Here is a 10,551-nt window from a genome sequence, read left to right as displayed (position 1 = left end):
ACGCTGCACTATTTTAACCAGCTGGCCGACTGGCAGCGCTTCCGCTGGCCGGGGGTGATGAATAAACCGGGGGCGATGCTGACCTGGACGTCAACGACGGCGGGAAGCCGTCTGTATGCAAACCACAGCGGCCCGTGGGGCGTCATCCGGATGCTGGAGCCGATGGCGCGGCAGAAAGCGGGGGACGGGCTGTACCGGCTGACCGTCACCGCGCCGGACAGGCGGCAGCTGCAGTGGCTGCTGCGTACGGAGCTGGGCGACGGTCCGCTGGCGCTGCTGAAGCTGCGCAACTTCAGGCTGCCGGCGCAGATATTCAGCGCCGGTGTCCCGGCAGCCGGCCGCACGGATGAAGAGGGGTATGACGCGGGGGAGGTGAGTGAATAATGAACCCGGTGGCGGCCACGATCGTAGCGCCTGACGCTGGACAGAAATAAAAAAGAAAGAAGAAGTCATCAGCCAGGTCTGCCGATACTGGACAACGTGCAGCGCATTCTCTCAACTGGCGCGTCACTGCATTTACATCCTGACGGGAAACGGTCGGCTTGATATGTCGAAAATCTTTCAGCAGATGCCCGGAGCGCGATGCCACGAATGTATGTCCGGTAGCAGGAGGCTTGTTCGCTATCTGAAACGGCGGCAGTATCTGTAAGCCTCTGCGCTGAACGAAACACCCCAATTTCACCCCGCTCGAAAAACAGGCATAAAAAAACCAGCCTTAAGAGGCTGGTTTTACTGGGATTATTTGGTCGGCACGAGAGGATTTGAACCTCCGACCCCCGACACCCCATGACGGTGCGCTACCAGGCTGCGCTACGTGCCGATTCGTGGGGAACAATATTACCCGTTCCCCGGGCGAATGCAAGCCGGGAAATGACTGATTGATTTATAAATAATCAATCAGTTAGCGATAAAGCGTTTTTCATCGGTCAGCACCTGCAGCAGCAAGCTGAGCTGCGGTTTTTGATCTTTAATTTTCTCGCCGTCGCTGTTCCATGTTCTGTAGGTACCGTTGTGATTGAGCACGACGGTAACCTTCGGCGTGGTAATGGCCAGCGTATCGCTATTGGCTGCGGTAACCCAGGTGCGGCGGCGGGCGGCGCTAAACAGGTCTTCACCTTGCGAATACTCATTCGCCGGTGTGGAGACGTGAAGTAAGCGCTGCATCAGCGTCGTCATCACGTCTTTATTATCGGTCAGCGTAGCGATCTCCTGGGCCGGGGTGCCAGGCCAATGGATCACCAACGGAACCTGAAGCTCTTCGCGCGACCAGCCAAACGCGTCATGCTGTGGGTTCAGCGGCATGCCGTGGCCCGCCGTCACAATAACCACCGTGTTGTCCAGCTTGCCCGCTTCGCGCAGCGCATTCAGCACGCGACCAATTTGCGTATCGACCGCGCCAGCGGCGCTGGCGTAGCGCCGGACAAAGTTTTGCTGCTGCCCGTTATCAAGAGTGGTGCCGTTGAGCGCAACCCATGAGAACCAGCGGTTTTCATCCTGGGCGTAGCGGTCCAGCCAGTTTATCCACTGGTTTGCCGTCTGCTCGTCGCTTTGCGCTTTCGCCGCCGGCAGCGAGAAATCGGACAGCAGCGCCTGGCGGTACAGCGGGCTGCTAAAGCCGTCAGAAGAGAACAGGCCCAACTGATAGCCCTGCTGATTCAGCGACGTAATCAGCGCTGCGGGGATACGCGCTGACAGGACGCCGTCCATATAGCTCGGCGAAATACCATAGAACAGGCCAAACATGCCGCTGTCGGCAGTGTTACCGGAGCTCATATGCTGGGTAAAGTTAACGTTTTCTTTCGCGAACCCGGTCAGCGCCGGCATGTTTTGCTCAAAGCGCGAGTAGTTAAGATTATCGACGGTAATCAGCAGCACGTTATAACCGGTACCGAGATCGCGGTAACGCAGTTCGCTAAGCGGGTACTGCACCGAAACGGCTTCCGGCGCGCCTTGTTCTACCAGACGGCGCTGATAGTCCTGCGCGTCGAGCAGGCCGTGTTTTTCCAGAAAACGGCGCGCCGTCATTGGATAGGAAAGCGGCAGATTGGCCCGCTGCATGGTTATCGGGCGATAGAAATTGGCATCCGCCCAGATATAGACCAGGTGGCTACTGATAAAAGAAATAAAGAAGAACCACGCAACGGGCCGGGCATAGTGGCGGCGGCGCGTCAGGCTGCGCAGTTTCTGCCAGCTCCAGGTCGCAAAGAGCATTTCCAGAAGGAAGATGATCGGGACGCTGATAAACATCAGCTGCCAGTCGCGCGCCATCTCGTTCTGATCGGGGTTAATGACCAGTTCCCAGACAAAGGGATTAAGATGCAGGTGGAAACGGGTGAATACTTCGCTGTCGATCAACAGCAGCGTCATGCTGATGGTCGCGAGAACCACCGAGATAAAGCGCATTAAGCGCTGAGAGACAACGATAAACGTTAGCGGGAAAAGAATCAGCACATAGCTGGTAAAGACCAGGAAGCTGAAGTGACCAACGAGGCTGACGTACGAAAAAAGGCGCCCGGCAAGCGTCGTTGGCCAGTCGGCGACAAACAGATAGCGACTGCCGAGCGCCATAGCCAACAACATGTTGAAAAGGGCGAACCAGTGTCCCCAGCTGACCATCTGGGAGACTTTTTCTCGGTAGGGCTGACGAAGAGTCACCATATACTGTTGTTCGTTATCCTTAGTGCGCTGGATCGTCGTTGATAGATGACTGCAGCGCCTGGGCAAAAGAACGGGCGATGGCCTGACGCTGCGCCGGCGCGACGCTACTGTTAATCAGGTTAGTCACCATATTGCCCAATACCATCAGTGAAAGGTCAACGGGCGCTTTATGTGTTTCCAGAACGCTCGTCAGCTCGCTGAGCAGCTGTTCGACGTGTTCATCGCTATAGCGGGATAATTGCGGCATAAACTCAAAATCTGTTTGTTCGTGAAAGGGCAACATATTACCGTAGCAGAAGCTTTTTTTCCGCATTTTTTCGCCATGACGCAAAAGCGCGCGGCTTCGCTCGCAAAGAGTCACGCGGCGGTTGCGTCGTCGCCCCGGCGGTGGTTGAATACCGCCCGGTCTAAAAGGAGAGTTTAACATGAGTCTGGATATCGACCAGATTGCCCTGCATCAGTTAATCAAACGTGATGAACAAAATCTGGAACTGGTGCTGCGCGAATCGTTGCTGGAGCCGACGGCGACGGTTGTTGAGATGATGGCTGAGCTGCATCGTGTCTACAGCGCAAAAAATAAAGCCTATGGCCTGTTTACTGAAGAGAGCGAGCTGGCGCAGGCGCTGCGCGGGCAGCGTAAAGGCGAAGAAGAGTTCCTGCCGTTCAGCCGCGCCGCTACCGGGCGCCTGCGTGACGAACTGGCAAAATACCCTTTTGCTGAAGGCGGGATCGTGCTGTTTTGCCAGTATCGCTATCTGGCGGTGGAATACCTGATGGTGGCGGTGCTGAATAACTTAAGCAGCATGCGCGTCAACGAAGAGCTGGATATCAGCTCTACCCATTATCTGGATATCAATCACGCTGACATCGTCGCGCGTATTGATTTAACCGAATGGGAAACCAACCCGGAGTCAACGCGCTATTTGACCTTCCTGAAGGGGCGGGTAGGGCGCAAAGTAGCGGATTTCTTCATGGACTTCCTCGGCGCCAGCGAAGGGCTGAATGCGAAAGCGCAAAATCGCGGCCTGCTGCAGGCGCTGGATGATTTCGCCGCCGATGCGCAGCTGGACAAATCTGAACGTCAGAACGTACGTCAGCAGGTATACAGCTACTGCAACGAACAGCTGGAGGCCGGTGAGGAAATCGAACTGGAATCGCTGTCCAAAGAGCTGGCTGGCGTCAGCGAGAAGACCTTCCAGGAATTTACCGCCGAGCAAGGTTACGAGCTGGAAGAGAGCTTCCCGGCGGATCGCAGCACTTTGCGTCAGTTAACCAAGTTTGCCGGCAGCGGCGGCGGGTTAACCATCAACTTTGACGCTATGCTGCTGGGCGAGCGGGTGTTCTGGGATCCGGCTACGGATACCTTAACCATTAAAGGCACGCCGCCGAATCTGCGCGATCAGCTCCAGCGCCGCACTTCTGGCGGAAATTAAAATGCAAAATCCCGACGCCGAGTCGGGATTTTTTTAGCGTCAGACCCGCCCTACAGCGCGTAGAGGATTTCCACCCCATTCAGGGTTAGCTGCTGTCGCAGCGCCTCGTCGAGAGTCGTATCCACGATCAGCGTACTGACGCCCCCCAGCTCGCCGATAGCAAAGGCCGAAGCGGAGTTCAGCTTTTCTTGCGACGCCATCACCACCGTTTCGGCTGCCCGCGCCGCAAGCGCGCGCTTGATGCCCGCTTCTTCATAATCACCGGTGGTTAATCCCGCCCGCGGGTGCACGCCGGTAACGCCCATGAAAAACAGATCGGCATTGATGCGGGAAATGCTTTCAAGGGCCGCGGCCCCGACGCTGACGACCGAATGCTTAAACAACCGGCCGCCGATCAGAATCACCTCGATAAGCGGTTTCTCCACCAGCGCGACGGCAATTCCCGGGCTATGGGTGACCACGGTACACGCGAGGTTATCGGGCAGCAGGCGCACCATCTCTCCGGTAGTCGTGCCTCCGTCGATAATCACCACCTGACCGGGCTGAATAAGCTCAACCGCGCGCTGGGCAATAGTTAACTTTGAGGCCATCTGCACGTTCTTTCTTGTTTCAATAGGCGCGATGGCTTCGGATACCGGCAGCGCCCCGCCGTGCACGCGCTGCAGTTTGCCTTCCGCTGCCAGCTCCCGCAGATCCCGGCGAATAGAGTCTTCTGAGACGCTGAAGCGCTGGCTAAGATCGCCTGACATCACCTGTTTTTCCTCAGCGAGGATCTGCAAAATCTGCTGTTTTCTCTGGCTGGCAAGCATCAAAATACCTTCATGAGTGATCTTGTTTGTGCACGATTATGCATGTTATGTTGCTCGCTGTCACCTAAAAGGGGAAAAACATGCACGCTGACGCACCGCGCGTTCGCCATATCCGCGAAACGCTATTATCGGACAACTGGTACACGCTCAAGAAATATACCTTTGAACTACTGCGCCGTGACGGGCGCTGGCAGGAGCAGAGTCGGGAAGCTTACGATCGCGGCAACGGCGCGGTGATCCTGCTCTACAATCGTGAAAAGCAAACGGTAGTGCTGGTCCGTCAGTTTCGCTTTCCGGTATGGATTAACGGTCATGATGGGTTTTTGATCGAAGCCGCCGCAGGACTGCTGGATGACGCTTCTCCGGAAGAACGCATCGTTGCCGAGGCCGAAGAAGAGACCGGTTTTCGCGTCACCCGGATCGAGCCGGTATTTACCGCTTACATGAGTCCCGGTTCGGTGACGGAGAAGCTTTACTTTTTCATCGCTGAATACTCTGCCGACGATCGGCACAGCGACGGTGGCGGCCTGGCGACGGAGGGAGAAGATATCGAAGTGCTGGAGTGGCCGCTGGAAAAAGCGCTGCAGGCTATTCGCGAAGGAGAAATCGTCGATGCGAAAACGATTATGCTGTTGCAGCATCTCGAGCTGAATGCCTCAACGCTACTCGCCTAATAAACAAAACGCCCCGAACCTTGCGGAGCGGGGCGTTTGCCATACAACTTTCAGCGAGCGATTAAGCGCGAACGAAGTCGATGTGGGACAGCTTCGGCTTGAACGGGTGACGCTGAACAGCCTGAGCTTTAACTTTCTCTTCTTTGCCATCAACAACGATGGTCAGAACTTCGTTGTAGAACTCTGCATTGGTCTGCATGTTCCACACTTTGTCGTGATCCAGTTCGATTGCTACTGGCGCAGCTTCGCCGCCATAGATGATGGCCGGGAATTTGTTAGCTGCACGCAGGCGGCGGCTCGCACCCTTACCCTGCTCTTTACGTACTTCTGCGTTGATAGTAAACATTGACGTCTCTCTATATATAAATCCTGCTACAGGCGACCCAGCAGCAGGCAGATTATCTGCTTCGCGAATGCAAAAGCGGGCGGCATTATAGCCGCCCTGCGTTTTTGCAGCAACCAAAACCTCAGTCCTGAGGACGATTAGCGCAGTTCGTTGGCCCGGCGGAATCGCCCCTGATAATCAAACACTTTCTCCCGGACCTGCCAGTATTGCCCCTTCATGCGGGCAACGACAAAGTCCGGGTGGCGCAGAAGCGCCTGCTGGGCGAGGATATCGGCAGGCGTTATCCAGCGCAGCGGCACGCCCGGCGTTCGGGTATGCGGTCGGATAAAGAGCTGCTCAAAGGCGGTACGCTGGGCGGGCGTATGCAGGCGGAAGCGCTCACTAACATCCGCGCCATCTTCATCGTAATAGGTGATTTTTAACCAGGCGCCTTTGTCATCCGCACCGTGCTGAAGAACCATACCGCTACAGCGCAGCACCAGCGCATCTTTGAGCTTCAGCGCGGCTTTCAGCATGTCATCGGGGTCGACCAGAATGGTATCGCACTCGCGGCAGCGGCGGGCGGCGATATCGTTTTCCGCGTTACACTGCGGGCAGTTTTTAAAGCGAAAACGAAAATCGCACTGTTCACGATGGCCTTCGTCATCCTCAAACCAGCCCTGGCAGCGGCGGCCAAAGTGTTCAATCAGCGTGCCGTCAGCGGTAGTTTTTCCCCAGAAGGTATTGGCGAAACCGCATGCCGGACAAAAAACCTGGACCGGAACGTTGTCGCTTTTTCCCTTCGGCGTTCCCACTTCAGGGGCATACAGGTCGTGCGGATTGCCGGCGTAATCGAGAATCAGGCAGTCAGTTTTACCCGGCGCCAGGCGCAGGCCACGGCCGACGATCTGTTGGTAAAGGCTCACCGACTCGGTCGGGCGCAGGATGGCGATCAGATCGACATGCGGCGCATCAAAGCCGGTCGTCAACACCGCGACGTTAACCAGATAGCGGTACTGCTGCGCTTTAAACGCTTCGATGATGCGATCGCGCTCCGGCCCTGGCGTTTCACCGGTGATAAGAGCCGCCTCGCCCTGCGGAAGCAACCCGGTCACTTCACGGGCGTGTTCAACGGTGGCGGCGAAAATCATCACCCCTTTGCGCGTTTCGGCGAATTCAACGATTTGGCTGACGATATGCGGCGTGACGCGCTGCTGCTTTTTCAGCTCGTGATTCAGATCGGCTTCGCTGAACAGGCCGTTACTTTGTGCCTGTAAACGGCTGAAGTCGTATTGAACCACCGGCATGTCCAGCCGCTCCGGCGGCGTCAGGTAGCCATTCTTAATCATATAGCGCAGCGGCAGTTCATAAATGCAGTCGCGAAACAGCGCTTTTTCATCACCGCGCACCATGCCGTGATAGTGAAACTGATAAATCCAACCTTTACCCAGGCGAAACGGCGTTGCGGTCAGCCCCAGCAGGCGCAGATGCGGATTGACCTGCTGAAGGTGGCTGATAATCTGCTGATACTGGCTGTCATTATCGTCGCCGATGCGGTGACACTCGTCGACGATCAGCAGCGAGAACTCCCCCTGAAACTGGTCAAGGTTACGGGCTACCGACTGCACGCTGCCAAAGACCACTTTACCGTGGCTCTCTTTCCGTTTAAGGCCCGCGGCGAAAATATCCGCTTCCAGACCGAGCGCGCAATACTTGGCGTGGTTCTGCGCCACCAGCTCTTTTACGTGCGCCAGCACCAGCACGCGACCGCGCGCCAGGCGTGCGAGTTCAGCAATGACCAGGCTTTTACCTGCGCCTGTTGGCAGGACAATCGCGGCAGGTTCATGATGGCGGCGAAACCAGGCGAGCGTGGCGTCGACCGCCTCTTTTTGGTAGGGACGTAATGTAAATGTCATGAATTTATGGCGGTTAATTAACTCGCGAATAGTATGCCACGAATCTTTTCCCTTGAGTGGTGTTAATAGCCCGTTATACTACCCCATGAAATTCTTCTTTTTCGGGCGCGTTGCCCGCTCCAGCACTTGTACAGGCTAAAAAAATCTCATGCGACTTGATAAGTTTATCGCTCAGCAACTTGGCGTTAGTCGGGCTATTGCCGGGCGTGAAATCCGCGGCAGCCGCGTTACCGTGGACGGCGAAATTGTAAAAGACTCCTCCTTCAAGCTTCAGCCGGAGCATGACGTCGAGTATGACGGCAATACGCTGGTTCAGCAGAACGGCCCGCGCTACTTTATGCTCAACAAGCCGCAGGGTTACGTTTGTTCTACCGACGATCCGGATCATCCGACGGTACTCTATTTCCTCGATGAGCCGGTGGCGCACAAGCTGCATGCTGCCGGTCGTCTGGATATCGACACCACCGGTCTGGTGCTGATGACCGACGATGGTCAGTGGTCGCACCGCATTACGTCTCCGCGCCACCATTGCGAAAAAACCTATCTGGTGACGCTGGAAAATCCGGTTGATGACTCCACTGCCGGGCAGTTTGCTAAAGGCGTTCAGCTGCATAATGAGAAAGAGCTGACCAGGCCTGCGGTGCTGGAAGTGGTGACACCGACCGAAGTCCGCCTGACCATTAGCGAAGGGCGTTACCATCAGGTTAAGCGGATGTTTGCCGCCGTGGGGAATCATGTGGTTGGCCTGCATCGCGAACGCATTGGCGACATTGCGCTGGATGCTTCGCTGGCGCCGGGTGAATATCGTCCGCTGACGGCAGAAGAAGTCGCCAGCGTCGGCGGCCAACATGCGCGGAGTAAAACGTGACGGCAAAGCAGAATTCTTCATTAGGGATTGTGTTTATTCTTGGCCTGCTGGCCATGTTAATGCCGCTGTCGATTGATATGTATCTTCCGGCGCTGCCGGTGATTGCGGCCCAGTTTAATGTGCCGGACGGCAGCGCGCAGATGACGCTCAGTACCTATATTCTGGGCTTTGCGCTAGGCCAGCTTTTATATGGCCCGATGGCGGATAGTCTTGGCCGTAAACCGGTGATACTAGGCGGGACGCTCATTTTTGCCGCGGCGGCGGTGGCCTGCGCGCTGTCGCAGACTATCGATATGCTGATTACCATGCGCTTTTTCCACGGCCTGGCAGCCGCAGCGGCAAGCGTGGTGATTAACGCCCTGATGCGCGATATCTATCCCAAGGAAGAGTTCTCGCGGATGATGTCGTTCGTCATGCTGGTCACCACCGTTGCGCCGCTGGTGGCGCCGATGGTCGGCGGAGCGGTGCTGGTATGGTTTAGCTGGCATGCGATCTTCTGGATCCTCGCGCTGGCGGCCCTGTTAGCGTCGGCGATGATCGCATTTTTCATTAGCGAAACCCTGCCGCCGGAACGGCGACAGAAATTTCATATTCGCACTACGCTTGGCAACTTCGCCACCCTGTTTCGCCATAAGCGCGTGCTGAGCTATATGCTGGCAAGCGGATTTAGCTTTGCCGGGATGTTCTCGTTTCTGAGCGCTGGCCCGTTTGTCTATATCAATATCAACCACGTTTCACCGCAGCACTTTGGCTACTATTTTGCGCTGAACGTGGTTTTCCTGTTTGTCATGACCATGATCAACAGCCGGTTTGTGCGGCGGGTTGGGGCGCTGAATATGTTCCGCGCGGGGCTGTGGATCCAGTTTGCGATGGCGGTATGGATGGTGGTGTGCGCGCTGTTTGACGTCGGCTTCTGGGCGCTGGTGTTTGGCGTGGCGGCTTTCATCGGCTGCGTTTCGATGGTCTCCTCCAACGCGATGGCGGTTATTCTCGATGAGTTTCCGCATATGGCCGGGACGGCCTCCTCGCTGGCTGGGACGTTCCGCTTTGGGATTGGCGCTATTGTCGGCGCGCTGCTGTCGATGGCGACCTTTACCACGGCCTGGCCAATGCTGATTTCCATCGCCTTCTGCGCCAGCAGCTCTATTCTGTTCTACCTCTATGCCAGTCGGCGGCGAAAAGCCGCACGATAAGCGACTTCCAGGGGGCGATATCGCCCCCTTTTTTGATACATATCAACCGAAACCGGCTTCTCTGTTCAGCAATTTGTTTCTTTTATGTAAAATCAAATCGCTCAATTAGTCGCATTATTGCGATAAAAAAGTTGTTTTAGATCACAGAAACGGGTACATATAGCCCGAAGATGTTCACTCTGCACAATTATAAACTTTTATATTACAAACCACTAACACGGCTATGCCGCTGGTGTAAGCGTTTTCGGTGCAGGAACAGGACTAATTGTCAATAATGTGTTAGTATTGTTGTAAAATTATTGTGAAGTATTTTGCTTCCGGGGAAAACACGTGAATACACTGCAACTCTCTATCGTACACCGTCTGCCGCAGAGCTATCGCTGGCTGGCCGGTTTTGCAGGTTCAAGAGTTGAACCGATTCCGCAAAACGGCGCTCAGAGCGAAAATAGCCTTGTGGCGTTGAAATTACTTAGCCCCGATGGCGATAAGGCCTGGCCGGTTATGCATAAACTCAGCCAGGCGCTGAGCGACATCGAAGTCGACAGTTCCGTTGTTGAATGCGAGGGCGAACCGTGCCTGTTTGTTAATCGTCAGGACGAATTCGCGGCAACCTGCCGGCTGAAAAATTTCGGCGTGGCGATTGCAGAACCGTTCTCCGGCAACAACCCATTCTGA

11 protein-coding genes and 1 tRNA gene are annotated in these 10,551 nt (G+C 55.7%); 6 read left to right on the top strand and 6 right to left on the bottom strand.

Annotated elements, in window-relative coordinates:
* Window positions 1-384: type VI secretion IcmF C-terminal domain-containing protein (locus ABLV75_RS08365; protein ID WP_348854922.1), on the top strand; the 384-nt coding region annotated here is incomplete at its 5' end.
* 359 nt (window positions 385-743) lie between these two features.
* Here the strand turns inward: ABLV75_RS08365 and ABLV75_RS08360 are convergent.
* From ABLV75_RS08360 to ABLV75_RS08350, 3 genes are all read right to left on the bottom strand, one after another.
* Window positions 744-820: transfer RNA gene (locus ABLV75_RS08360), tRNA-Pro, on the bottom strand.
* A 77-nt stretch (window positions 821-897) separates the two neighbouring features.
* Window positions 898-2,658: an LPS biosynthesis-modulating metalloenzyme YejM gene (gene yejM, locus ABLV75_RS08355; protein ID WP_348854921.1), complete on the bottom strand. Its 1,761-nt coding sequence runs from the start codon at window positions 2,656-2,658 to the stop codon at window positions 898-900.
* 19 nt (window positions 2,659-2,677) lie between these two features.
* Complete coding sequence (locus tag ABLV75_RS08350) at window positions 2,678-2,905, bottom strand: YejL family protein (RefSeq protein ID WP_004133900.1); 228 nt, start codon at window positions 2,903-2,905, stop codon at window positions 2,678-2,680.
* Window positions 2,906-3,083: 178 nt separating this feature from the next.
* Between ABLV75_RS08350 and yejK the strand changes: the two genes are divergently transcribed.
* The gene (yejK, locus tag ABLV75_RS08345) at window positions 3,084-4,091 is read left to right on the top strand and encodes a nucleoid-associated protein YejK (protein WP_004103960.1); all 1,008 of its coding nucleotides are present in this window, start codon (window positions 3,084-3,086) and stop codon (window positions 4,089-4,091) included.
* A 50-nt stretch (window positions 4,092-4,141) separates the two neighbouring features.
* Here yejK and ABLV75_RS08340 read toward each other — a convergent pair whose 3' ends face one another.
* On the bottom strand, window positions 4,142-4,900 hold the full coding sequence (locus tag ABLV75_RS08340; RefSeq protein WP_004103958.1) for a DeoR/GlpR family DNA-binding transcription regulator: 759 nt from the start codon (window positions 4,898-4,900) through the stop codon (window positions 4,142-4,144).
* Between the two features lie 80 nt (window positions 4,901-4,980).
* Between ABLV75_RS08340 and ABLV75_RS08335 the strand changes: the two genes are divergently transcribed.
* Window positions 4,981-5,574 (top strand): NUDIX domain-containing protein, encoded by a 594-nt coding sequence (locus ABLV75_RS08335; protein WP_004103956.1) that lies wholly within the window; start codon window positions 4,981-4,983, stop codon window positions 5,572-5,574.
* Window positions 5,575-5,635: 61 nt separating this feature from the next.
* On the opposite strand, the gene rplY is transcribed toward ABLV75_RS08335, so the two are convergent.
* Both rplY and ABLV75_RS08325 read right to left on the bottom strand, forming a co-directional pair.
* Complete coding sequence (gene rplY / locus ABLV75_RS08330) at window positions 5,636-5,920, bottom strand: 50S ribosomal protein L25 (protein WP_004103955.1); 285 nt, start codon at window positions 5,918-5,920, stop codon at window positions 5,636-5,638.
* Between the two features lie 137 nt (window positions 5,921-6,057).
* Entirely contained in the window at window positions 6,058-7,815 is a 1,758-nt protein-coding gene (locus ABLV75_RS08325) for a DEAD/DEAH box helicase (RefSeq protein ID WP_004103954.1), read from the bottom strand.
* A 148-nt stretch (window positions 7,816-7,963) separates the two neighbouring features.
* Here ABLV75_RS08325 and rsuA point away from each other — a divergent pair, with 148 nt between their 5' ends.
* From rsuA to ABLV75_RS08310, 3 genes are all read left to right on the top strand, one after another.
* Entirely contained in the window at window positions 7,964-8,683 is a 720-nt protein-coding gene (gene rsuA / locus ABLV75_RS08320) for a 16S rRNA pseudouridine(516) synthase RsuA (RefSeq protein ID WP_004103953.1), read from the top strand.
* Window positions 8,680-9,876 carry a Bcr/CflA family multidrug efflux MFS transporter gene (locus tag ABLV75_RS08315; RefSeq protein ID WP_004103952.1) on the top strand — a complete coding sequence of 399 codons (1,197 nt, stop codon included), beginning with the start codon at window positions 8,680-8,682 and terminating at the stop codon, window positions 9,874-9,876. The genes rsuA and ABLV75_RS08315 overlap by 4 nt, the downstream gene beginning before the upstream one ends.
* A gap of 330 nt (window positions 9,877-10,206) precedes the next feature.
* Window positions 10,207-10,551 carry a YejG family protein gene (locus ABLV75_RS08310; RefSeq protein ID WP_004103951.1) on the top strand — a complete coding sequence of 115 codons (345 nt, stop codon included), beginning with the start codon at window positions 10,207-10,209 and terminating at the stop codon, window positions 10,549-10,551.

It is taken from the genome of Klebsiella sp. CN_Kp066 (assembly GCF_040065135.1).
GTDB lineage: Bacteria > Pseudomonadota > Gammaproteobacteria > Enterobacterales > Enterobacteriaceae > Klebsiella > Klebsiella oxytoca.
The sequence above is the reverse complement of the archived record's forward strand: the minus strand, read 5'-3'. Positions and strand labels throughout refer to the sequence as shown.

Excerpts from the sequence above, each read along its gene's own strand:
- ABLV75_RS08325 (WP_004103954.1), bottom strand. The coding sequence starts at position 7,815 with ATGACATTTACATTACGTCCCTACCAAAAAGAGGCGGTCGACGCCACG.
- rplY (WP_004103955.1), bottom strand. The coding sequence starts at position 5,920 with ATGTTTACTATCAACGCAGAAGTACGTAAAGAGCAGGGTAAGGGTGCG.
- ABLV75_RS08340 (WP_004103958.1), bottom strand. The coding sequence starts at position 4,900 with ATGCTTGCCAGCCAGAGAAAACAGCAGATTTTGCAGATCCTCGCTGAG.
- yejM (WP_348854921.1), bottom strand. The coding sequence starts at position 2,658 with ATGGTGACTCTTCGTCAGCCCTACCGAGAAAAAGTCTCCCAGATGGTC.
- yejK (WP_004103960.1), top strand. The coding sequence starts at position 3,084 with ATGAGTCTGGATATCGACCAGATTGCCCTGCATCAGTTAATCAAACGT.
- ABLV75_RS08335 (WP_004103956.1), top strand. The coding sequence starts at position 4,981 with ATGCACGCTGACGCACCGCGCGTTCGCCATATCCGCGAAACGCTATTA.
- rsuA (WP_004103953.1), top strand. The coding sequence starts at position 7,964 with ATGCGACTTGATAAGTTTATCGCTCAGCAACTTGGCGTTAGTCGGGCT.
- ABLV75_RS08350 (WP_004133900.1), bottom strand. The coding sequence starts at position 2,905 with ATGCCGCAATTATCCCGCTATAGCGATGAACACGTCGAACAGCTGCTC.